Origin of the sequence: Rhizobium tropici CIAT 899 (genome assembly GCF_000330885.1) — a bacterium.
Classification (GTDB): Bacteria; Pseudomonadota; Alphaproteobacteria; order Rhizobiales; family Rhizobiaceae; genus Rhizobium; species Rhizobium tropici.
Genome location: NC_020062.1, coordinates 63738 through 87212, shown reverse-complemented (window position 1 = coordinate 87212; position 23475 = coordinate 63738). Strand labels below are relative to the sequence as shown.

Genomic DNA, 23475 nt, shown 5'->3' with positions numbered 1-23475 from the left:
CCGCATTGCAAGGTTTACTCCTCGATGCCCTTGGTACCACGGCGTTTCAGGTATTTGTCCCAATAGAAATTGTCGGCGTTGGCGGCCGTGACGATCGACAGGCCATTATCGACAAAGGGAATGCTCATCGGGTTGAAGCCAGAACGCTTGGCATCGTTCATCGGGTCGATCAGCTCCGGATGCTTGGCAAGCCAGAGCATCATGAAACCCATGTAGCCCTGCATGCCCTGGTTCGGATTGATCGAGCCGAACACTTCGCCTGCCTTGATCATGTCGAGAATGTTGGCATTGACGTCGGCGCACATGACGAGGATCTTGCCGCCGCTTTCCTTGTTGGCCTGGGCCGCGCCGATTGCCGAGTTGGCTTCAGGCATGAACACGGCATTGAGGTTCGGATGCGCCTGCACCAAACTCATGAGACCCTGGTAGGCCTTGTTAGGGTCCTGGTTCGATGCGGCTCGACCGACGAGCTTCATGTCGGGATATTTTGTTTCCATGCGGGCGATGAAAGCCGCGATGCGCTTGTCATGATTGTCCTGGCCCGGATTTTCCAGCACGGCATATTCGCCCTTGCCGCCAAGCTTCGCGGCAATCGCGTCGGCGGCGTAGGTGCCCTCGCGCGTATTGTCCGAGGTGATGAAGGAGATGCGCTTGGAAAGCGGCGAGTCCGCCGCAAAGGTGACGACGGCTGTACCCTGATCGATCGCGCGGTTGATCGGCTCGATAAAGGGGTCGGAATTCATCGGATGAACGAGAATGCCGGCCGGGTTCTGGGCAAGCGCCTGGTCAAACGTGGCGATCTGCTTGTTGACGTCATATTCCGGCGTTCCGGTGTAGGCGGTCTCGCAGCCGAGCTGGCGGCCGGCCTGCTTGAACATCTCATAAACCGGGAACCAGTATTCGACGCCGGACACCATGACGTTCATGACGTATTTTTCGCCGGGCTTGCAGCGAAACGGATTTTCCGTCTCAGCCGCCGACACCGTCGAAGCGAATGCCGCTGCAGCCAGAACAGCCATTGCGGTTGTGCTTAGAAATTTGCGCAAAAATCCTCCTCGAGGCTGACGCCCCTCCCAAAAAGTCGATGGCGCATGTTGCGCCTTGTTCGTGAAGCCAGGTCTCCTCCTCGAGCCCGGTGATTACAGCTAGCCTCCAAGGAGTCCGATTGTCAATATAATTCACGGTAAGAAATATATTTCACACTTGGCACTTATTCACGGTTAAGATTGGAGGTATTCAAAATCGCCTACTGAGCGCGAAGAAGACGCGTGAATAGTCTCGAGATTTCTGGCGTTTTTGTCATCCGCGAAAAGAGCGGCTTTGATGCAAAGCCTTCAGAACCCAAGGGAAGAAGCAAGCTCCCACGGGCTTTATTCCCAACGTCGTAGCTGGGAGCAACCTCGGGCGCGAAACCCCAACGCAACTCAACAGGCTTGGCCCATGGGAAGAAAAGGCCTCGCCTTGAAGGGATCAGAACCTGCAACCCAGCGGATCATGTCAGGCCGCACGTTGTTCCGTTATCAACGGCCGACGTCAAGGCGCAAAGCAATCGCCCCTCGCTCGGCCGCAACTTCACTCTTTTAAGAACGACAACCTATAGCCCAAAAATGAGATCCGTAATGATGTGAAGAGAGTCGAACCAAGGACCATCAACTTTCCAAGAGCTTAACGTGCTGATATCCGCGATAATGTCCTTTGCCATACACCTCAACCGGATAGAATGAGCTCGACCGCACGCTAACGTCAGTCATCGAGGTGAGCGTGCTCGCAGACGTCCTTCGACGCGCTGGTGCTTTGTCACCGGTTCGGGCCGCCCAAAAGCCATGCACGATAGGTGGCGCCAAGGTCCGAGACGATGCAGGTGGGTCTTCAGGCAGCCCGAGGCGACGAAGTCCCGCCTCAGCGTGGCCTGATTGCATCAGGCTCGTTAACCTGATGCTCGATCATCCGATCTGTATGCAAATTCCTTTGGCGCCATTGAGCAGCCGCCTCAAATGATAGCTGGCGAGCGGATCATCCGCATGTGCGCCAACTAGCGCAGCGAAGGCTGGTATGGCAGCGGCGTGATCTAGCTCGAGCTTTGTAAAGGCTTCCGTATACTGCGCCACGTCCAGGCCATCGAACTTCGCCGCCGATAAAGGCTCGAAGGCGCGCAACGACTGGCTTCGTCCGCGCAGCACGAGATCACCAATCGGTCGTCCTCGGAATTCCTCTGCCGCGTTCGCTACACTTTCACTGACGCAAATCTGCGTGCCCAAAGTCTTGTTTGCAGCCTCCAACCTCGCAGCCGTGTTGACCGTGTCGCCGTAGGCGGTGAAATCGAAAAAACGATCGCCGCCGAAATTCCCGACGAGCGCGGGACCTGCATGAACACCGATGCGCGTCACACCGAAATCGACGCCTTTCTGCTTCCAGCGCTCGCGAAACGCCTCTGCCCGTTGGTCGAGTGCTTGTGCGCAGGCGATCGCACGGGTGGCATAATCGGGCTGATCGCCGGGCGCATTGAACAGCACCTGAATGGTATCACCAATCACCTTAGCCACCGTTCCTTCATGCGCGAAGACGACATCCGTGAGACCGCCGACATATTCATTGAGCAACTTGGCCAAGACCTCGGGAGCGGCTGTTTCGACGAGTGCGGTAAAGCTCGTGATGTCCGTGAAGATCACGGCGATGTCGCGCCAGCGTACCTGCATGTCATCATCATTCCCGCCTGTAGAGAGGCGCTTGGCAAGTTCAGGTGAAAAATAACGGGATAATGACGCATGGGCGCGCTCCGCTTCCGCTTGGCGACGGCGTGCTTCGCGCACGCCGCCTCCCCGCGAGTGCAAGAGCATGTTCTTGACGATGGAATCGGCTCGCTTGCCGTGCTGTACGATCTTTTGCAGATTGTCCTTTAACAACCCGCCCAATTCCTCGAGTTCATCGCGAACATTGTCGGAGAGTGCGAGTGGCCCGATCGTATCGCTCAATTCATCCATCAGCTCGGCTGAGAGGGCGGCGAAATTATTGACGAAGTTGAGGGGGTTCTTGATCTCGTGCGCGATGCCGGCAGTAAGCTGCCCGAGCGAGGCCAGTTTTTCGGTCTGCACCAGACGATCCTGCGCGGCGCTGAGATCGTCGAGAGACTTGGATAGCTGCCTCGTCCGCTCCTGCAGCTCTTCGAACAGCCGCGCGTTCTCGATCGCGATCACGGCCTGATCGGCAAACGTTTTGAGAAGATCGATCTGGCTGACGCTGAATGTCCCTGGCTCGGCGCGCGAAACGCCGATGGTGCCGATCGCGACGCCGTCGCAAAGCATCGGCACAACGACAATACTTCGGTATCCCCGAATGCGCGCCATGGCCTTGACGGCATGGGGAATGCCGCGTTCGGTTTCGATATCGGAGCGGAATGCCATGACCGAGCTGAGTGCAACTCGGCTGTGAATCCCTGACGAAGTCGACGGAGTTGGAAATGAAGATCGGATCTCGTCGTGGCTAGCCGGGCTTCCCGCCGTACAGGCTGCCAGATGGAGCATGCCATCCATGACGCGCGTCACAAGCGCCGTTTGACTGCCAAGCAGCCGTCGCGAGCTCTCGGAAATGACATCGAAAACCGCCTGTACGTCGGTTCGCGACATGGAAATGACATTGAGAATCTGCGCGGTAACCGCCTGGCGTTCCAATGCAATTCCAAGCTCCGATCGTAGACCGGCGTTCTCGGCCGTCATAGAGCCTAGTTGCTGTTCAAGTTCGTCAATCCTGCGTCGAAGCTCGGCGTCCATGGCTAAACCCTGCTGGACGAGAGCGGTCTGCTGATGGCTGCTGGTTCACCGCTGGCGACGGCCGTCACCCAGGACAGGCTCTCCGGCGGCATCGCCAATGAGAGGCCGTTCGTCTTGCAATGCCGATAGACGAGATCAATGACCTCATTTTTGGCGGACATCCTGCTCGCCGGGCTTGCCACGCAAAACTGCAGCTCAACCTCGATAGCCATTGCATCGATCGCTTTGAGCGCGACGGACGGCGGCGGAATTTTAACGATACGCTCGCAGCTCCGCAAAACACCCAGCATGAGGTCTTCAACGACAGACGGCGGCTGGGTGGCGGCAACGTGCATGGAAAGTGAAATCCAGTGCGTCTCGTCAGGACGACTGAGATTGGTCATTCCCTGTTTCGCAAGCACGCTATTGGGCAGGACGACGACATTGTGCCCGCCGGTCAAAAGATTGGTCGAGCGCCAGTTGGTTTCGGCGACGCGCCCTTCCGTCCCGTCGCCAAGCTGGATCCAGTCGCCGATGACGTAAGCACGACCGAGCGTGAGCGCAATGCCGGAAAAGACATCGGCAAGTGTGTTCTGCAGCGCCAGGCCTATGATGATGGCGACCACGCCTGACGTGGCAACCAACGGGCCGATCGGCGCTCCGAAGACGAAGCCGATGACTGCCAGAGCTACGCCGAGATAGACGACACCGACGATCAGATCCTGCAGCAGATGTGCTTCCCGCGGCTTGTGGTTGAGGGTGATATAGATCTGCACGAAACCGATCATCGTCCAAGCCAGATGGAGCCACCAGAGAACCCTTGCGGATTTGGCCAGCAGGATGCCGGCCTCCTGAAGCTCGACATCGTCGAGGCGATAGGGCGAAACTCCTCCCAGGCCGAGCACAAGACTCATGGTGCCGAAGAACAGGATTTGCACGATCAGGCGCCCGGTCGGACGGCTGCGTCCCTGGATATGCCAAATGACAATGCCAGCCAGCCCGAGCAGGTTGATCAGGACGAGCGGCAGGAAATGATGTTCGCCAAACATGACGGGCTCACCGATGATGATTTGCCGGGGGTGGAGTGAGCGGGGCGAGCGCCGGCGGCATCCGCCCCAAAGCAACTATTTCTTGAGCGGGAAGGTCAGTTCCTTCTGACTGCTGTCGACGACGAAGACCGCCAGGAGCTTCGCCGGCTTGGTCTTGCTGGCATTTGCGCTGACGCCATGGCGATCGCCCGGCATCTCGGAGAAGTTTTCTCCGGCCTTGTAGACCTTGACCGGACCGTCGTTGACCTGGCTGCGGATCGCCCCTTCCAGAACCGTCGCATAGATGAAGGCAGAGGTGGGATGCCTGTGGCCCGGAGAGAAGCCGCCCGGGCCGTACTCGACCAGAATACCCTTGATGCTCTTGCCGGGGACATTCGGCAGTGCGTGTTCATAGACGAGGGTAACCTTGGCATCTTTTTCGCCGGTCTCATTGGCGGCGGCGGCGGTGTACAGAAGCGCGGCCAGGGTAAGGCCGAGGATAGGCTTGATCATCTCGAATTCCTTTCTTGAGAGTTGGGCGCTCATTTCCGCGCGGAGGTTGCGAACCATTGTTCGAAGGTGATGCGGCCAAGGCGGGGATTTTTGTCGGAGACAAGCGAGCCGTCCTCCAGCTTTGTGCCGAAATAGCGGGCTTCGGGATCCCCTTCGACTTGGCGCACATCGCCCATGGCCTTCAAGTAGCGGGCGACGAGCTCGTTCATCCGGATGCGTTCCGGGCCGGAGATCTCGACAATGCCATTGATGGGCGCCGCCATTGCAACGGCGGCCATGGCGTCGGCGACGTCATCGGAGGCGATCGGCTGCACATAGCCGACAGGCAGCCGCACCGTATTCCCGCTGGTGGCGGACTGGGCGATGCCGCCGATGAATTCCATGAACTGCGTCGAATGGACGATCGTGTAGGGAATGCCGGATTCGCGGATGATCTTTTCCTGGGCAGCCTTGGCGCGCATGTAGCCGCTGTCGGGCAGGCGATCGACACCGATGATCGACAGGGCGATATGATGCTTTACGCCGGCGGCCTTTTCCGCTGTCGCCAGATTGCGGCCTGCCGTCTCGAAGAATTCGAGCACGGCTTTGTCCTCGAAGGAAGGCGAGTTTGCGAGGTCCATGACGACGGAGGCGCCGGCGAGTGCCTCAGCTAGTCCTTCGCCGGTGATCGTGTTGACGCCGGTGTTCGGGGCGGCGGCAATGACTTCATGGCCTTGCTTGCGAAGGCGGTCCGATGTCTTCGAACCGATCAGGCCGGTTCCGCCGATGATGACGATTTTCATGAGTTTCTCCATGTGCGGCCGTTTCGCGCACCGCGTTGTTCATTCGTTTCCGGAAAATTGCGCATTCCTAATTCATGCCGGCCTCGTCGAGGCGGTCGATCTTGTTTGCCGAGCCGGGGCGCTAGCTTGGTTGCGCCGGCTCGGCCTTCAAGCTTACGGGCCTCAGTAGTCCCAGAAGGCCGGTACCCAGCGGAAGGCATCGCCGTCGGCGGCGACATGGCCGACCGAAGGAAACGGCATGTGGGTGGCGACCAGAAACGAACCGTTCGCCGCCAATTCCCGCAAAAGACGGACGCGCACGCGGGCAGCCTCCTCCGGATCGTGTTCGAAACCGTTATGCCAATCCGGATGTTCGAAGCCGACGGCGAACACGGCATCGCCGGCAAACATCAGCCGGTCCTTGCCCGATGCCACGCGAACCACGCTATGCCCTGGTGTGTGGCCGCCGGTTCGGGAGACGACGACGCCCGGCGCTACCTCCTGCTCATCATCGAACAATCGAAGCTTGCTATCGTATTCTTTTCTGAACTGCTTGGCGGCAGCCCGAAGCGCGTCCGGGAAACCGGGCGGCATCGACACGTGGGTGAAATCGGGTGCCTCCCAGAATTTGACCTCGGCCGCGGCGACATGGATCCGCAGGTCCGAACGTAGCCGCTCCTTCACCCCATCGACGAGCAGCCCGCCAACGTGATCCATATGCATGTGGGTCAGGACCACATCGGTTACGGAGCCAAGGTCGATGCCCGCAGCGTCCAGCCGCTTGACCAACTGACCGGCCCGCGGCAGGTTCAACTCCGGGTCTAAGCCCAGACCTGCATCGATGAGGATCGTCTGCTTGCCGCTGCGCACCACGACCGCGTTCAGCGCCCAGTCGAAAGCGTCTTGCGGCAGGAACATGTCGTTCAGCCAGGCCGCGCGATCGGCCGGACTGGCATTGTATCCCAACATCTTGGTCGGCAACGGCAGCACGCCATCGCTGATCACCAGCACCTCAATATCACCGATCTGCACCGCGTAGCGCGACGGGACCAGTTCGTCGGGTCCCGTTCTCCCGGCGCGTGAGTTGATGTCCAAGCTCATGTCAGTCTCCTATTCAGCAATCGTGTGAGGTTTAATTTCTGTCTGCGACATGATGCGCTTCTGTTTTGCGTGATCGAAACGGTCACAGGTCACGGCTCGGATCTTATGTTGCGGGGTGTTTGGCGGTCGATCCAGCCGAGGGAGAGGAAAAGCCATACCGGAGGATAGGGCAGCCAATGCTCTCGGTGAGTACCGGCGAAGACTTCCAAGTGAAGAGCCTCGCACGAAAGAACGGACATTTTCGCCGGCCGGCCGATTCTAGACCGGGCGGCATACGTCGCTATGCTATCGTGATCGAGGCGAGCTCGCATCCCGTCGAAGTGACCGATCCCATCGAAGAGGCGGGGTCTGCCAATTGAATGGTCCTCACGGTCCCGCTGGCACAAACGCTAATCGTTCGTTGCGTTCAGCTAAACCTTCGCACAATCCGCAGATGCTTTCGGCCAATAGTTTTCCGGGCCAGCTATCGCCACACTCATTCGCATCTCAATCATCGTGAAGGATGAAAACATGCAGGACATTTCAAAGCAGTCGGCCGCTAGTCTCTCGCGGCGCCACGCTCTACTCGGCGGCCTCACCGCCGGTATCGCCGCCGGCTTGCCCGCGATTGCCGCCGCCAAAACTGCGAAACAGTCCCTCACCGCCACCGTCACCCCCGGAAAGCCGGCAATGAGCACGATCACGACCAAGGACGGCACGGAAATCTACTACAAGGACTGGGGGACCGGTCCTGTCGTCACCTTCTCTCACGGCTGGCCGCTGAATTCAGATGCCTGGGAAGGCCAGATGCTCTTTCTCGCCCGGCGCGGCTTCCGCGTCGTGGCGCACGATCGCCGCGGCCATGGACGCTCCAGCCAGCCGAGATCGGGCAATGACATGAACGGATACGCCGACGATCTGGCCGCCGTTATCGAGGCGCTGGACCTCAGGGACGCAACGCTGGTCGGCCACTCCACCGGCGGCGGCGAAGTCGCCCGCTATATCGGCCGACACGGTACGAAGCGTGTCGCCAAGGCCGTCCTCATTGCCGCCGTGCCGCCCGTCATGGTGAAATCGGCAGCCAATCCGGAAGGCCTGCCGATCGAGGCGTTCGACGCGATCCGTGCTGGCCTCGCTAAGGATCGTTCGCAATTCTACCGCGACTTCGCCCCGCAATTCTACGGCGCTAATCGACCTGGCTCGAACGTTTCCCAAGGCACGCTCGACCAATTCTGGCTCTGGGGCATGCAGGCCGGCCTCTTGAATGCCTATGAATGCGTCAAGGCTTTCTCCGAGACCGACTTCACCGAAGATCTAAAGAAGTTCGATGTGCCGACGCTCGTCGTGCATGGGGAAGACGACCAGATCGTGCCGATCAAGGATACCGCCGTCAAATCCGTGCGGCTGATCAAGGGTGCCAAGAATATCTACTATCCCGGCGCACCGCACGGCATCACCGCCACGCATCAGGACCAGCTCAACGCTGACCTGCTCGCCTTCCTCAAGGCTTGAGCCGGCCACGGCTCGCGGGGCAAGCCGCCGTCCTCCGCGAGCCGTCCTGAACTGGCGCGGCCTTGCCGCGCCAGTTCTTCAATTCCTTTCCATCATCGTTCTCTCGGAGCTCGTCCAACACGCACCAGACTTGGCCCATAACCACCTGCGGCTTTTGGCTGAGACAGGAGGCATCCGAGTAGATCCCGGATACCACTGAGGCTTGACGGTTCTCCACCAGAGCGGCGATGGCGCCGCCAATACATGGATTTCCATAAGTTGCCGCCGCCCAATGGCGGGAATAGTGTACGAGTCTGGATCACTGATGCTGCTATCGAGACTGGCCTTTCGATATGCTGGCGCAGCCCAAACTTTATGTTTCCTGCAGGAGCCGCCGATGACGCGCGTCTGGTCGTACCGCCCCCAACTCCTGCACCTAGGTCAATTTTTTGCGACCTATATTCTGGGGTGCGGCTTCGCACAGACACTTGCAATCGTACCCGGAACAGGCATTTCCATATGGCCCCCCAGCGGGCTTTTCATCGCAATCCTTATGCTCGCGCCCAAGCAGAGCTGGCCGTGGTGGGTATCGGTCGGCTGCCTCGGGGAGCTATTCAGCAATGTCCTGTGGTTCCACAGCCCGCTGCCCGCCGCCGTTCTGATTTATGCCGGCAACGCGCTCGAAGCCATGGTCGGCGCGTGGCTCGTGAACTGGGCTTTGGGTCGGCCGGTTCGACTGGAAACCCTGCGGGAAGTTCTTGTATTCGTCGCGTTAGGCGCTGGAGTGGCTCCCGTGGTGAGCGCGACGGTCGGAAGCGCGACGCTTGCTTGGTTCGGCATATTTTCACAAACCTTCTCAGGGGCCTGGCCACTCTGGTGGATCGGGGATGCCACGGGCGTCCTGATCGTCGGACCGCTCGCGTTGGTCGTGATCCAGAACTGGAACAGAAAGGCCGAGCTATCGGTTGCGCGGTGGCTTGAAGCATGCGCGGTGGGGCTGATCCTTCTCGGCGTCGCGGCCCTTTCGCTCGGCAGCTACCTGCCCTTCGCCTATATCATCATGCCGCCACTACTTTGGGCCGCCGTGCGATTCGAATTCAAGGGCGCTGTCGTCACTCTCGCCCTTCTCGCGCTAATTACCGCGATCGTCACGATATCCGGTGCCAGCCAGTTTGCCGGAAATGCCGAGAGCCAGCGCCACAACCGGATCATGCTTCAACTCTTTCTGGCGATTTCGGCATTTTCAGCTCTGGTTGTGGCCGCCATATCCCGGCAGCATCAGCTCGCCTTACAGACATTGCGTCAGAGTGTGGACGCTCTGCGTGACCGAGAGCGGGAGCTCGAGCAGATCGTAAACATGGTTCCCGTCCAAATTAGGCGTCTGACCCCGGCAGGTGAGCCAACCTTCTTCAATAAACGGCTGCTCGACTATTTCGGCCTGGATGACGTCGGGCAGTTGGACAATCGGGATAGCAGTCGTTTGGTGACCGCCATGCGGACTTTTGTTCACCCGGACGATTCCGATAGGCTCTTGAACGCGGTCCGACGCTCGATCGCGACCGGCGAGCCCTACGCAATGAAATATCGCATGCGTCGTGCAGATGGCGTCTATCGCTGGTTCGACGGTCGATGGGAGCCATTGCTCGACGATGACGGCGGGATCGTTGAGTGGTTTGCAATCTCCATCGACATCGATGATGAAGTGCGCGCGCAGAAGGCCTTGCGCGATCGGGAGCGAGAGCTCTCGCAGCTTGTGGACGCCCTGCCGGTCCACATCTGGAGCTGGACGCCTGCTGGAGAGCTGGCCTATGTCAACAAGCGATCTTTGGAAGATCTCGGCCTCTCTGGGGCGAACTTCGAAGATAGCACCCGCGTGGCGCAAGAACTGGTTCATCCCGAAGATGCTCCCAAGGTGCTGCATGCGTCAGCCAACTCCCTCAGATCCGGCGACCCCTTCATGATGCGGTATCGCCGGCGTTGGAAAGATGGCAGCTACCGGTGGATGGAGGCGCGCGCGCAGCCTCTGCGTGATCGAGATGGAACGATCGTGCAATGGTATCAAGTGTCCATCGACATCGACGATCAGGTGCAGGCCGAAGAAGCGCTGAAGACCAGCAAGCGGCAATTGGAGCAGATGATCGACACCCTGCCGATCAATATCCTGAGCTTCGCTCCATCGCGCAGGATGACCTATACGAGCAGACGATATCTGGACAATGTCGGTACACCAACACCCGACATCGAGAACTTCGATTCGCTGGCGCGAGATTTGGCTCACCCTGAAGACTTTCCGATCATGTTTCAGAGAGCAATGAATGGCTTCGCGACCGGCCAGCCTTTCGTAAACCGGTTTCGTCGGCGTACCAGGGATGGAACCTATCGGTGGATCGAGGCCCGCGCGCAGCCTCTGCTGGATGCCGATGGTACCATCGTACAATGGTATATCATCTCGATCGATATCGAAGATGAGATGCTCGCGCAGGAGGCGCTACGGGAAAGAGAACGCTTTCTCTGGCAATTGGTGGAAACGCTGCCGGCGATGATCGATTGCGCTGCGCCTAATGGCGAGCCGGTCTATCGCAGCCAGCAGCTTCGGGAATTCCTTGGCTACGAGTTGGAAGACTTGGACGGCGCGAAGAAATCGCGGCTGAATGGCACGCTCGATGCCGGGGTGCACCCAGAGGATCTTGCCGGGGTCAAGGAACAGTACGCCCGTTGCCTGTCGACCGGCGAACCCTATGCACGCAGGCATCGCTTGCGCCGTTTCGATGGCGAATATCGCTGGGTCGAGACGCGAGCCGCGCCGATGCGCGACAGCGAAGGCGCAATCGTGCAATGGAATGTGATCTGCCTGGATATCGATGGTGAGGTTCGAATGCAGGAGGAGTTGCGCATGGCGCACGAGCGGCTGGCGCGCGCCAGCCAGGCGGCGAGCCTTGCCGAGCTTTCCGCCTCCATCGCACACGAGGTGAACCAGCCTCTGGCGGCGATCGTCGCCAATTCGCATGCATGCTACCGCTGGCTTTCAGCTGAGCCTGTCAATGTCGAACGAGCGAAGATCACCACTGAACGTGTCATTCGTGATGCCAATTCAGCGGCGGAAGTCGTCAGTCGCATCCGGGCGCTGTTCAAGCAATCCGTGGACAATAGAGTCAGCCTGTCGACCGCAGGCGTTATCGCCGAGGCATGTAGCCTGGTGGCTGGCGAGGCTTTGCGTCGCCGCATCCGAATCGACATCGATGTGGAAGACAAGCTTCTGCCTGTCGCGGTCGATCGCATCCAGATTCAACAGGTCCTGGTCAATCTTATCCGCAATGGCATGGAGGCAATGGACGTCGTTGCAGGGGAAAAAACTATCGACGTGCGCGCCCATCGCTTGGGCAGCGAAGTGCAGATCGAAATAGGCGACCGGGGAAACGGCATCGAGTTCCCGGATCAGATCTTCGAACCTTTCTTTACGACGAAAGAGAACGGAATGGGCATGGGCCTTGCCATCTGCCGTTCGATCGTCGAAGCGCATGGCGGGCGTTTATGGGCCGAGAAAAATGAACCGCGTGGCGCGCGGTTCATTTTCACCTTACCAACCATGGGGAAAGCGGCGCCATGACACCGGACAACCATGTTGTTTTCATCGTCGACGATGACGAGCGCATCAGGGAGGCGCTCGGCGAGCTCCTGGAGACCCACGGCATGCGCGCCATCGCGTTCGGTTCGGCGGGTGACTATGTCGAGGCCAAGAAACCTGATCTACCTGCCTGTCTGATACTCGACGTTGAATTGCCCGATATCAACGGCCTCGAATTGCAGCGGCAGATCGCCGAGGGCGATCATCCGCCGATCGTCTTCATCACCGGTCATGGCGACATCCCTTCCTCTGTGCGGGCGATCAAGCACGGCGCGGTGGATTTCCTGACCAAACCATTCAGCGATGAGGACCTCATGGCCGCGGTTCATACAGCAATTTCCGAAGATCGGCGAAAGCGATCGGAACGGGCCGAACTAAGCTTGTTGAAGCGGCGTTATCTCGAACTGACCCCACGCGAACGCGACGTGCTGCCGCTCGTGGTCAGCGGTCTGCTCAACAAGCAAGCGGCATCGCAACTCGGAATCAGCGAAGTGACGCTGCAAGTCCATCGACGGAATGTGATGCAGAAGATGGCGGCGGCATCGCTCGCTGATCTCGTGCGCATAGCGGAACGATTGGGAATACAGATCATCCATTCGCGCCGCATGGGAGGAAATTGAGGATGACGAGGACAAGACCGATCGTCGCGGTTGTCGATGACGATGCGAGACTGCTCGAATCGCTGGAGGAACTGCTGGAATCCGCCGGCTATGCAGCCTGCTGTTTCCGGTCGGCTGAACATCTGCTTGCTTGCGGTCTGTCGGATCTGGATTTGCTGATCACTGACATCGGAATGCCAGGCACAAACGGCTTTGAACTTCGTGACATGGTCAACAAGGCGCGTCCGGAACTGCCGGTATTCCTGGTTACAGGCCGCCACGAGATCGCCGATCAGGGCCGCGCCAAAGGCATGGATGGCTTTTTTCGAAAGCCATTCGACGCGCCTGCCCTACTCGTCGCGATAGGGGAAGCTCTACAGAAATCGAGAAATGGAGGGTGACATGAGAATTGACCAGCCGCTCCGAAAAACGGCACCGCTATCGCGGCAGCAAAAGAATGAAGCAATAGAACCTATCGTCATCATCGTTGATGACGATGCGGCTGTTCGCGAGGCGCTGTCGGAGCTGATCCTCTCGGCGGGCCTGCATCCAGTGAGCTTCGCTTCGACTCAAGAAGTACTTGATGCCGACATACTTGACAGCCCCGGCTGCTTGATCCTTGACGTCCGCATGCCGGGGGCGAGCGGCCTTCACCTGCAGCATCATCTGCTGGAAAGCGGCAATGCGAAACCAATCATCTTCCTGACCGGGCATGGCGACATTCCGATGACCGTGCAGGCGATGAAGGCGGGGGCGGTCGACTTCCTGACCAAGCCAGTGCGCGACCAGACGCTGCTCGACGCCGTGATCGCCGGTATCGCGCTCGACGCGGCGCGACGGGCCAATGCTTTGGTCGTCAAGCGGAATATCGAGCGCCTAGTGACACTGACGCACCGCGAACGCGAAATCCTGCGCGAAGTGGCACGCGGTCGGCTGAATAAGCAAATCGCCTTCGACCTCGGGATAAGTGCGGTCACGGTCAAATTGCACCGTGCCAATGCCATGCGAAAAATGGGGGCCGGCTCCATCGGCGAGTTGATCAGGGCCTGGGAGACGCTGCCCGCCGCAATACGTGAGGCCGGCGGCGTCTCATTCTAGGCGTCATTCCAACTTCGGGACCGACAGCAGATAGCCTGGTCTCGGGGCGGCCCAGGGCTGTCAGGCACGCGGCAAGCAACCGCCAAAATCTGAGGAAAAGCTTACTGAACCGAAAAAATACATAACGATTACATGAATTTACCTCGCCTATAACGCGAGTAGCGACGCCCCGAAGGCGCGTCTATCTTCGTCTTGTGCAACCGGTACAAGTGTGGAGAAATATCGATGTCGGACGAACAACTGCGCTGGCTTTTGAAGGTCATCCAACCCGAGCGGACGCTCGCCCTCCTCCCTGGCGGCTCTGGCCTCGGCGAGGCGGCCTACGCCGGGCTTCTCAATCTGCCGGTCGAGGTCTACGCAAACGAACTCGACTGCCTACAGAAGGAGGCCTCGGAAGCGGCCAGCGCCTTGCTTTCCGACCACACTGTGGCATCGATGGTCGATCACCTCCCCCTGCGGAAGGGAGCCCGCATAGTGGCGTTCGGCGACAGCTTGACGTCCGAACCCCAGTCTTGGGCAGTGATCCTGAGAGAAATGCTCGCGATGCGTCGCAGCGCCGATCAGATATCGTTCACAATCAGTGCGGTAGCGGGCGAAACGACGACGCACGGCCTAGTGCGGGTCGGGGGGATTGTCAATTCCCGGCCCGACTGGATTCTCTTTCTCGTCGGAACGAATGACGCACGGACGCAGGGCCTGCATCCAACGAAGACGCTCGTCCATCGCGAGGAGACAGAGCGCAACATTGCGGAGCTGCGTGAGCGCGTCTCCCGGGAGACCACTGCGAGCAGCATCTGGATCACTCCACCCGCAGTCAACGAGGCACAGGTGGCTGCGCATTCGGGCTTGGCTAGGTTCGGAGTTCGGTTTCGCAACGAAGACTTGGAGCGGGTCGCGAAGATCGTCCGAGACGGTGATGGGCCTGTTGTCGACGCCTTCTCCAAGTTGGGGAGTCCACCTCCTTCTGAGCTGCTGATGAGCGACGGACTGCATTTCACCCTGGAGGGTCAGAAGCGGCTGGCGCTCGAAGTGATCCGGGGTTGGAGCAGCCTCAAATGAATTACCTCGTTTTCGGCGCCACAGGAAACATCGGGGCTCGGGTTACCCAGCGCCTGCTCGATTCTGGAGCAAGTCCTTCCGTTTTCGTTCGCAACGCCACGAGGGCCAGGGCTCTTTTCGGTAACCGCGTCGAAATCCACACCGGAGACCTCGAAAGGCCCGGCTCTTCGCTGGATGCCGCGCTGAGTGGGGTCGGCGCGGCTTTCCTCGTGACTGACGGACCGTATCTCGACATGCAGGATCACGCAGTCGCCTTGGCTGCGCGCCACTCAGGCGTGCGGCACATCGTCAAGCTCTCTACCTTGGACGTGCTATCCGGGGTCGGCACTGGCCCATGGCACGCACGCGGCGAGGACGCCATTCGAGGTAGCGGAGCGGCGTTCACATTTATTCGGGCGGCCGGATTCATGTCGAACGCGCTCAGCTGGTCGCACTCCATCCGCAAAGATGGAATGCTGCGCTCGTCCACAGGCGCTGGCAAAATCGCTTTTATCCATCCAGACGACATCGCCGCCGTCGCCGTGACCGCTCTGACCACGCTCGACTATCACGGTCAGGCATTGGTGATTACAGGCCGCGAAGCGCTGTCGTACGGGGAGATGGCCGCCGCGATAGGCAAGGCTATCGGCAAGCCTGTCGGCTTCGAGGAATTATCTGACCAGCAGGCATACGCGCGCACGGTCGAATGGGCCGGCAAAGGGCTTTATGCCGAAGCCCTCGTCGAAATCTGGCGCGCGGTGCGCGAGGGACGGCTTGAAACGGTAACGGGCGAGGTAAGGCGGATATTGAGGCGAGAACCAATCTCGTTCGATCAGTGGTCTGCCGAAAATGCTCCATCGTTTCACTAGTGTTTCGGCGCGATGTCTTGAAACGAATTCACGTAAAGCGCTACGGCGCGGATTGCCTCGCCCTCGGCGCCATTGCGCGAAAGGGCGGCGCGCCCCTGATGCGCTGCCCCATGCACGAGCGACTCCACCATTCCCGGAAGGACAAAGAGCATTCGCTCCTTTTCATCGAGACTGTACCGCTGCTGGTCGTCGTACGACAGCATCTGTCTGAAAGAATGATGCAGGGCGCGCTTGAAGCCGAGAGCGCTCTCCGGAACGGCAGACGAAACGGCGTCGTGCAATTCCGCGAAGCCCGCATGCGCATTCATCAGGCCTTGGACAAGTTCACGAGCGAATTCGTCTAGTGGTGCCAAGCGGCAGGCGGCCATAGTCTGCTCGATGAGCTGTCGTACCTCGTCGACATGTCGATCATGGAGGGCCGCGAAGATCGCGCGCTTGTCAGGAAAATACTGATAAAGTGACCCGATGCTGACACCGGCAGCCTCCGCGATCCGATTCGTGGTAATGGCACGCATTCCGTGGCGCTTGACGACAAGTTGGACCGCCTCAAGCACCGCCTCTACCGTCTGCTGCGAACGTTTCTGTTTGGGCTCGCGTCGGGTGAGAGCTCTTTCGGCCGTCGACATGCCATCCTGCCATTTGTCACAAACCTCAATAAGGAACCATAGCAGCCGCCCAATTTGCGGGCAATGTGCCAAGGAAAGCGCAACCACGACGGCTCTTCGATGAAGGTGAATTTCACCGAACCAGTATCGATCGCGCAGCTGAAGCTACGTCGCTTCGGAATTTGCCATAAGTTCAAAGGACAGCCCGATCAGCTCCGCGGCGCGCGTGCCAGAAGGATTAAGTACCGCGGCCAGCTGGATCAATCAACAGACCGGCGCGCATCGCGCGCTAGGACCGATGTGGCACACCTGCTTCTCAGCCATATGCATCGCCGCAGCCGCCATCTTCCGGCTTTGATTTACCGCGTCCTAGATCACCTTATCGAGTGTGATCGGCAAAGTACGAACCCGTTTGCCTGTCGCATTAAAGACTGCATTGGCGATGGCCGCTGCGGTTCCAGTAGTGCCGATCTCGCCGATTCCGCGCGCTCCCATTGGGGCCTGCGGGTCAACTGCATCGGTGTAGATTACGTCGATCCGCGGCGCATCCATCCGAACCGGCACATGATATTCGGCGAGTGACGCGTTGATAATGCGGCCCGTCCGCTCGTCGAAATTCGTCTGTTCTGTCAATGCAAGCCCAATTCCCATGACAATCCCGCCCTTGAACTGGCTGATCGCAGTCTTGGAATTCAGGATGCGGCCCGCGTCGAATGAGCCGAGGAAACGGGATACTCGAATTTCTCCCGTGATCTCGCTTACTCGCACCTCGCAAAATTGCGCACCGTAGGAATGCATGGAAAAAGCCTCCATCTCCGCGGGTGGGCGCGCTTCGGCCTGACAGATGAGCTCGCTGCGTCCGGCACGGCGCAGAATTGCCTCAGGCGTTGTCGCGTTGTTGGGCTGAGGGCGCATGAAGCGCCTTCATTAGATCTCATGCCGCAGATCTCATGCCGCCGTGCCGGTCACGACCTTCCACTGCGCCATTGCTCGGATGCGATGAATGTTGGTGGCCAGGGCTGAGCGTTTCTGATGCGGCGGTACGAAAAGATTTCTGACCGCTGAAAATACGGAGATGAATCGTTGCAGACAGCCGACGGATCTGAAGCCCCGCATCATCCGTTCTCGTTTTCGCAGCGGCACATGAGAATTCTCTGCGCGATTGTTCAGGCCTTTGTGCGATCGATGTTCGACAGCAGGCATCACATCGCGCCTGGCCGCCCCGTATGAGCGCAGTTTGTCGGTGACGATGCGCTTGGGGGACAGGCCTTGCTTCTTCATCAGCCTGATCAGCAACCGCTTGGCCGCCTTCGTATCACGGCGGGTCTGGACGATTTCGTCGAGAACATAACCGTCCTGGTCAACGGCTCGCCAAAGCCAGTGCTTGCGGCCGCCGATAGAAATCACCACCTCATCCAGGTGCCAGACAGCCTTTCCAGACGGCTTCTTTCTGCGCAATCGCTTCGTATATGCTGCCCCGAATTTCCGGCCCCATCGCCTGATCGTTTCATAGGATACGACAATGCCGCGCTCCAGCAGCATTTCCTCGGCCAGCCGCAGGCTGAGCGGGAAGCGGAAATAAAGCCAGACCGCATGGGCGATGATGCTCAAGGCGCCGCGGTCTCTAATGTATCCGGCCTGGCCTTTTGTATACGGACCTTTTTAGGAAGTATTGCTCTGTGATCTCGCCCGTCAGCTTTGAGCGAGCGCGGTCTGCTTGCCGCCTCGCGCCGCCATCACGATGGTTCCCGCAAAGCATGCGGCGCCAAGGAACGACATGACGCCCAGCGGCCCCTGCAGGTCGATCAATATGCCGCCCAGGACCGCTCCGCTCGAAATAGCGACCTGGAAAGCGGTCAGAAGCAATGCTCCTGCGCTTTCAGCTTCGTCGGGAGCAGCACGCGTGATGTAGCTCTGTATGGAGACGGGAAATGCGCCGAAGGCGAAACCCCAAATGGCAACTCCGACAATCGCTGCGAGCTCGGAGGCGCCGACGGTTACGAAGATGGCGGCGGCAACGGCAATCAGGCTCGATGAGAAGACGGTGCCAACAGTAGAGCTCCGCTCCGCGATCATGCCACCGACAATATTGCCGAAGAAACCACTGACGCCGTAGGCGAGGAGCACCAGCGACACCATCTCGACCTTGAGGTGGGCGATACCTTCCAGATAGGGGCGGATATAAGTGAAGCCGGCAAAATGGCCTGAAACGATGAGAAGTGTCGTGATCAGCCCCACCCGGATCTTAGGCCGCGTCGAAACGGCGCCGAGCGTTGACAAACCTGCGTGACCGGCTGGCGGCAATGACGGCACGGTGACAGCCTGGGCAATAAATGCAAGCACGCCGACAGCTCCGGCCAGAACAAAGGAAGCTCTCCATCCAAGGGTCGACCCCACATAGGAGCCGAGCGGGGCTGCCGTGACGGTGGCGAGGGAGACGCCTGTAAAGATCATCGCCATCGCCCGGGGGAGATGTTCAATCGGGACCAGCCGCATTGCAAGCGCGCCGGCCATTGCCCAGAAACCGCCGAGCCCGACACCAAGCAGAACTCGTGATACTAGGAGCGAAATCAAATTGTTGGCGGTTGCCGCCAGAACGCAGGAAAGAATCAGAAGAGCGGTCAGGCCAAAGAGCACACGGCGTCGGTCGAAACTTCGAGTGGCTATGACGATACCTGGGCCTGCAAATGCAGCGACGACAGCCGTTACCGTGACTGTTTGGCCGGTTTCCCCGGCAGAGAGACCTAGGTCGGAAGAGATTGGGGTTAGGAGACTGGCAGGCAGAAATTCCGCCGTAACGAGGCCGAACACGCCGAGAGCCAGGGCGACGACGGCATCCCATCTGGGTCGTTGGGATGTCTCTGCCGTCGGCTGGCTATGAGGAGATGAAATTGGCTTGAAATCGCTGTCTGCCATGGCGGGCGGTCCTATACTAAGATGTCTTGGCGTACTGTTGATGCCATCCAGCGAAAGGTAGTGGTGACAGTCTGTACTTTCCATGCTAGGAAATCCGAGATGCTTGACTATTCGTCCAAAGATAATGCCGGCGAGACTCATGACGCCCTGAGCGAGATGCTGAGGGGCTTGCGGCTTGATGGCGTTGAATATGGGCGCTGCCGGCTCTCGGAGCCGTGGGCGACCTATTTTGCGTCGCAGCCGTCGGCGAGATTGCATTTCATTTCGTCCGGTTCCGCGTGGCTTCAGGCGCCGTCAGGCGATTGGCTTCAGTTGGGACCCGGAGACGCCGCGCTTCTGCCGCGTGGCAACGCGCATGTGATCGCGAGCGAGCCGGGCATTCCGCCGGTGCCTTTCGAGCAATTTGACCGCAAGGAAGTCTGCCGGGATGTCTTCGATCTCCAGTGCCAGGATGCGTGTGGGGGAACGGTGGCTTTGACCGCGGCGATGCGCTTCAATATCGACAACCTTCATCCACTGCTGCGGTTGATGCCCGACACCATGCTCACCAGCGATCTTGCCAAGAACGAGCCGGCCATTCCGCATTTGCTCGATGCCATGACGCGCGAAGTCCAGATGGATCGGGTCGGCGCGGGAGGCATACTTGCAAGGCTTGCGGATGTCTTGACCGCAACATTGATCAGGACATGGGTCGAACATGGCTGTGGCGATACCACCGGCTGGATTGCCGCGGTGCGCAACCCCGAAATCGGCCGGGTGCTGGCTGCAATTCACCTCGAGCCGGACCGTGACTGGAGCTTGGCGGCACTGGCGAACCTGATGGGCATCTCGCGGTCGGGTTTCGCAGAGCGATTCCTGAAAGTCGTGGGCGAGACGCCGGCGCGCTACGTGGCGAGGGTGCGCATGTATCAAGCTCTTCAATGGCTGCGTGGCGGAATGCGTGTATCCGTGGTTGCGCAGAGATTGGGCTACGACGCCGAAGCATCGTTCAGCCGTGCCTTCAAGCGCATTATCGGTGCGCCACCGAGCCAGTTCCGCAATAGCAGCGGAGCTGAAACGAATTCGCACCCTGTGGATTGAAGCTCTCACCATCGAGAATGTGCAACGCCGGCGACAATCGGTTCAGAGATCGTCAGCCTTGGCCAATAACGCGCTCTTCAACGGCAACAGCGCGGGAGACAATGTAGACAGAAGCATGTCTCTTGGTACGCCGTCGGCCGCCTGCACCGATAGGCCGTGAAGAAAAGCGGCGTAGAATTCCGCCAGCGCGCGAGGGTCGGCATCAGGTTTCAACTCGCCGGCCTCCGATGCCATTTTCAGACGCTCGTATAGGGACGCAGCGCGGTCCCGCCGATATCGGCCGAGCCGCGTGCGAACAGCCTGGTTATTGATCGTATAGTTGGTGGCCGCCATCACGATCATGCAGCCGTGCGGGTGATTTGGACGCGTGTAGAGCAGGATCGCATCCCGCAGAAGCCGCTCGAAGGCATCGAGAATAGTCGATTCCTCAGCCAAAGCACGGGTGGCAAATCCGCCCTCGCCGGAGGCGTACAGCATGACCGCTTCCTGGAACAGCGCCTCTTTCGATTCGAAAGCGGCATAGATGCGCGCCGACGCTATGCCCATGGCGTCGACGAGGTCGGCCATCGAGACGCCTTCGTAGCCTCGCTCCCAGAAGAGGTCGCGGGCTTTGGCCAACGCCTCATCACGATCAAATTCCCGCGGCCGTCCTGCCATGCTTACCTCAATCTTTGTCATTCAACAAATAATCACCTTGACTCGGCTATGCAAGCTTAACATTATTTGTTGATCGACAAAGAATGGACGGAGAGGATAAATGGACCACATTGCGGAAAGACCATCAGTCGGGGCAGGCGCGGCGAATTTCAACCGAGCGGCTGCACTGGCGCTCCTCGCATTCGCACAGTTGATCATCTCGCTCGATATCAACATCGTCTTCGTCGCCTTGCCCAAAATCGGCGAGGGTCTCAACTTTTCCGGTCAGACGCTGCAATGGGTCGTCAGCGCCTATACAGTCTTCTGCGGCGGTTTTCTGCTCTTCGGCGGGCGTGCGGCAGACCTCATCGGCCAACGCCGATTGTTCATCACGGCGCTCGGGCTCTATGCGATATCCTCACTGGTGGGGGGATTGGCCTGGGAGCCCGCAGTCATCATCGCAGCGCGAGCCGTCCAAGGCATTGGCGGCGCTTTTCTCTTTCCGGCCACGCTTTCGCTCGTCAACCGGCTGTTTGCGGAAGGGGCTGCGCGAAACCGTGCTCTGGCGGTCTGGGGCGGGGCGGGCGCCAGCGGTCTTACGATCGGATCACTTGCCGGCGGCTTCCTAACGAGCGCTTTTGGCTGGCCATCGGTGTTTTTCGTCAATGTCGTCCTCGCTTTGATTGCGATCATCGCAGCCTTCTTCGTCATCCCGCGAGATCCTCGTATGTCTCATGGCCGCTCCTTCGACTTGTCGGGAGCACTGACGGTTACTGCGGGCGCCACTCTGCTGGTGTTCGCACTCGTCCAGGGGCCGGTGTTCGGCTGGAATGCCGCGCCAATTCTCTGGGCCTTTGGTTTCTCGGCGCTTCTGTTGCTGGCATTCATGATCATTGAGTCTAAAAGTCGCGATCCATTGATGCCTCTCAGGCTGTTTGGCAATCGCATGCTCGTAACGAGCATGGCCATCACCTTTCTCTACATGGGTACGTTTGGAGCCCTGCCGTATTTTCTGACGGTGCTGTTTCAGGATATCCATCACTTCACGGCCTCGGAGACGGGCCTTGCCTTCCTCGTTCCCTCGCTTGCCATTGCTGCCGGCACGCAAATCGGCGAGCGTTATGCATCACGCTTTTCGGCACGATCGACATTGATTGCGGGAATGCTGGTAGGGGCGGCGGGCACAGTCATCATGGTGACCGGGGCGTGGCCCGAAAGCAGCTATGCGGCCATCATTCCGGGTCTGCTCGTTTCGGGAATTGGTCAGGGCGTCGTATGGACGGCAATGTGGATCATCGCCGGTTCCGGAGTGCCGGATCGCGAACAGGGCGTTGCATCAGGAATGGCGTCGACCACGATGAACATCGGCAACGCTGTTGGCCTTGCTGTCCTCGTTGGTTTTGCCAATGCCTATGCCGGTTTCGCAGGAGACAAGGTATCTGCCGGCGACATGGCGAGCGGTGTTCGTCTCGCCTTTTGGCTTTGCGCGGCGGGCGGTGTCATCGCCACGGCTATTGCCGTCGCAATGTTGTTCTGCCCGCGGCAGTCGCAGTAACGACTGATAGATGACGGAGCTATCCATCTTCGATTTAGATATCGATACGCCCAAGGCAAAGCCGTAGAATTTCAGTAAATCATGCCCCTATCGGCAGTGAACAAATTCCGAAGATTGAGGCCCTTCGTCCAACTCCTGCTCCCTGCTACGGCATCCCTTTACTCGCAGCATTTATCGTTGGAGCTGGCCCGACACCATCCGCATGATGAGGGTGATGCGCTGAGACCGGAAGGCGGGCCTTATTCTGCCGTGGCGCTCAAGCTCCGCCAATCCGTGGAGCGCCGCCCAGAAAGTTTCCGTGGCGGTATCCACATCCCGGGCGAAGGGCGCGATCACCGTCGCCATGGCTCCGAAGCCCTCCCTGAGCTGCGTTGGCGTATCGGATCTGGCGAAGCGCAGACCGGTGGGAAGGATAAACATCGCCTCGTACATTGCCGGTCGGGCGAAGGCGAAATCGAGATAGGCGGTCGCCACGCCTTCTATTGCCTCTGCGGGCGTGGACGACGGCCGGATTGCGTCGCGGAGGATTCCGGCCAACTCGCCAAACCCTTCGAGCGCGACTGCGCCGACGATTTCATCGCGATTGTGGAAATGCGAATAGAGAACCGGCTGGCTGTATTCTATCTCGTCGGCGAGACGCCGGATCGTGACCGAAGCCCAGCCGTCCCGCTCGGCGATCGTCCTCGCAGCGACAACGATCCTGCGACCGCGTTCCTCCCTTTCCCGGGCTTTGCGTTCACTGATACCCACGTGGTCTCCTCGTCTTCATGCACGATTTCTCGATGCTAAGGTTATCAAAAAGAACGTCGATTGACAAACTAGCGATGCTAGATTA

General features: G+C 59.3%; 20 protein-coding genes and 3 pseudogenes. 10 read left to right on the top strand and 13 right to left on the bottom strand.

What is annotated here, in order from left to right; all coding sequences use genetic code 11:
* Window positions 1-14: 14 nt before the first annotated feature.
* From RTCIAT899_RS22590 to RTCIAT899_RS22560, 7 genes and pseudogenes are all read right to left on the bottom strand, one after another.
* Window positions 15-1046 carry a substrate-binding domain-containing protein gene (locus tag RTCIAT899_RS22590; protein ID WP_015342116.1) on the bottom strand — a complete coding sequence of 344 codons (1032 nt, stop codon included), beginning with the start codon at window positions 1044-1046 and terminating at the stop codon, window positions 15-17.
* Window positions 1047-1943: 897 nt separating this feature from the next.
* Window positions 1944-2810 (bottom strand): annotated as a pseudogene (locus RTCIAT899_RS32535) (adenylate/guanylate cyclase domain-containing protein); the annotation flags it as partial.
* Window positions 2811-3704, bottom strand: a pseudogene (locus tag RTCIAT899_RS34665) (GAF domain-containing protein); the annotation flags it as partial. It abuts the pseudogene before it with no gap.
* Window positions 3705-3769: 65 nt separating this feature from the next.
* Window positions 3770-4795, bottom strand: coding sequence for a mechanosensitive ion channel family protein (locus RTCIAT899_RS22575; protein ID WP_015342114.1), 1026 nt, complete (start codon window positions 4793-4795; stop codon window positions 3770-3772).
* 75 nt (window positions 4796-4870) lie between these two features.
* Window positions 4871-5287 carry a cupin domain-containing protein gene (locus RTCIAT899_RS22570; RefSeq protein ID WP_015342113.1) on the bottom strand — a complete coding sequence of 139 codons (417 nt, stop codon included), beginning with the start codon at window positions 5285-5287 and terminating at the stop codon, window positions 4871-4873.
* Between the two features lie 29 nt (window positions 5288-5316).
* A complete protein-coding gene (locus RTCIAT899_RS22565; protein WP_015342112.1) occupies window positions 5317-6069 on the bottom strand; it encodes an SDR family oxidoreductase in 753 nt (250 codons plus the stop codon).
* A gap of 162 nt (window positions 6070-6231) precedes the next feature.
* Complete coding sequence (locus RTCIAT899_RS22560) at window positions 6232-7149, bottom strand: MBL fold metallo-hydrolase (protein ID WP_015342111.1); 918 nt, start codon at window positions 7147-7149, stop codon at window positions 6232-6234.
* 176 nt (window positions 7150-7325) lie between these two features.
* On the opposite strand from RTCIAT899_RS22560, the gene RTCIAT899_RS22555 reads away from it, so the two are divergent.
* The 8 genes from RTCIAT899_RS22555 (at window position 7326) to RTCIAT899_RS22515 (ending at window position 15848) form a co-directional block, all read left to right on the top strand.
* On the top strand, window positions 7326-7508 hold the full coding sequence (locus RTCIAT899_RS22555) for a hypothetical protein (RefSeq protein ID WP_015342110.1): 183 nt from the start codon (window positions 7326-7328) through the stop codon (window positions 7506-7508).
* Window positions 7509-7659: 151 nt separating this feature from the next.
* Window positions 7660-8640, top strand: a complete 981-nt coding sequence (locus RTCIAT899_RS22550) for an alpha/beta fold hydrolase (protein WP_015342109.1) — start codon at window positions 7660-7662, stop codon at window positions 8638-8640.
* A 376-nt stretch (window positions 8641-9016) separates the two neighbouring features.
* A complete protein-coding gene (locus RTCIAT899_RS22540) occupies window positions 9017-12226 on the top strand; it encodes a PAS domain-containing protein (RefSeq protein ID WP_015342108.1) in 3210 nt (1069 codons plus the stop codon).
* Window positions 12223-12864, top strand: coding sequence for a response regulator transcription factor (locus tag RTCIAT899_RS22535; RefSeq protein ID WP_015342107.1), 642 nt, complete (start codon window positions 12223-12225; stop codon window positions 12862-12864). Before RTCIAT899_RS22540 ends, RTCIAT899_RS22535 begins: the two co-directional genes overlap by 4 nt.
* A gap of 2 nt (window positions 12865-12866) precedes the next feature.
* Entirely contained in the window at window positions 12867-13244 is a 378-nt protein-coding gene (locus tag RTCIAT899_RS22530) for a response regulator (protein WP_015342106.1), read from the top strand.
* A 1-nt stretch (window position 13245) separates the two neighbouring features.
* Window positions 13246-13941, top strand: coding sequence for a response regulator transcription factor (locus RTCIAT899_RS22525; protein WP_015342105.1), 696 nt, complete (start codon window positions 13246-13248; stop codon window positions 13939-13941).
* Window positions 13942-14166: 225 nt separating this feature from the next.
* Window positions 14167-15000: an SGNH/GDSL hydrolase family protein gene (locus tag RTCIAT899_RS22520; RefSeq protein WP_015342104.1), complete on the top strand. Its 834-nt coding sequence runs from the start codon at window positions 14167-14169 to the stop codon at window positions 14998-15000.
* Window positions 14997-15848 (top strand): NmrA family NAD(P)-binding protein, encoded by an 852-nt coding sequence (locus tag RTCIAT899_RS22515; RefSeq protein ID WP_015342103.1) that lies wholly within the window; start codon window positions 14997-14999, stop codon window positions 15846-15848. Before RTCIAT899_RS22520 ends, RTCIAT899_RS22515 begins: the two co-directional genes overlap by 4 nt.
* Here the strand turns inward: RTCIAT899_RS22515 and RTCIAT899_RS31740 are convergent.
* The 4 genes and pseudogenes from RTCIAT899_RS31740 to RTCIAT899_RS22495 all read right to left on the bottom strand — a co-directional run bounded on the left by RTCIAT899_RS31740 (window position 15845) and on the right by RTCIAT899_RS22495 (window position 19369).
* The gene (locus RTCIAT899_RS31740; RefSeq protein WP_135488254.1) at window positions 15845-16474 is read right to left on the bottom strand and encodes a TetR/AcrR family transcriptional regulator; all 630 of its coding nucleotides are present in this window, start codon (window positions 16472-16474) and stop codon (window positions 15845-15847) included. The two genes, RTCIAT899_RS22515 and RTCIAT899_RS31740, sit on opposite strands and share 4 nt — an antisense overlap.
* A 348-nt stretch (window positions 16475-16822) precedes the next feature.
* Window positions 16823-17335 (bottom strand): annotated as a pseudogene (locus RTCIAT899_RS22505) (xanthine dehydrogenase family protein molybdopterin-binding subunit); the annotation flags it as partial.
* A gap of 66 nt (window positions 17336-17401) precedes the next feature.
* On the bottom strand, window positions 17402-18082 hold the full coding sequence (locus tag RTCIAT899_RS22500; protein WP_041678096.1) for an IS6 family transposase: 681 nt from the start codon (window positions 18080-18082) through the stop codon (window positions 17402-17404).
* Window positions 18083-18145: 63 nt separating this feature from the next.
* On the bottom strand, window positions 18146-19369 hold the full coding sequence (locus tag RTCIAT899_RS22495; protein ID WP_041678095.1) for an MFS transporter: 1224 nt from the start codon (window positions 19367-19369) through the stop codon (window positions 18146-18148).
* A 99-nt stretch (window positions 19370-19468) separates the two neighbouring features.
* On the opposite strand from RTCIAT899_RS22495, the gene RTCIAT899_RS22490 reads away from it, so the two are divergent.
* Window positions 19469-20449: an AraC family transcriptional regulator gene (locus RTCIAT899_RS22490; protein WP_015342098.1), complete on the top strand. Its 981-nt coding sequence runs from the start codon at window positions 19469-19471 to the stop codon at window positions 20447-20449.
* 42 nt (window positions 20450-20491) lie between these two features.
* Here the strand turns inward: RTCIAT899_RS22490 and RTCIAT899_RS22485 are convergent, their stop codons facing one another.
* Entirely contained in the window at window positions 20492-21106 is a 615-nt protein-coding gene (locus RTCIAT899_RS22485; RefSeq protein ID WP_015342097.1) for a TetR/AcrR family transcriptional regulator, read from the bottom strand.
* Between the two features lie 100 nt (window positions 21107-21206).
* Here RTCIAT899_RS22485 and RTCIAT899_RS22480 point away from each other — a divergent pair, with 100 nt between their 5' ends.
* Window positions 21207-22640, top strand: a complete 1434-nt coding sequence (locus tag RTCIAT899_RS22480) for an MFS transporter (RefSeq protein ID WP_015342096.1) — start codon at window positions 21207-21209, stop codon at window positions 22638-22640.
* 171 nt (window positions 22641-22811) lie between these two features.
* Here RTCIAT899_RS22480 and RTCIAT899_RS22475 read toward each other — a convergent pair whose 3' ends face one another.
* Entirely contained in the window at window positions 22812-23390 is a 579-nt protein-coding gene (locus RTCIAT899_RS22475; protein WP_015342095.1) for a TetR/AcrR family transcriptional regulator, read from the bottom strand.
* Window positions 23391-23475: the final 85 nt, after the last annotated feature.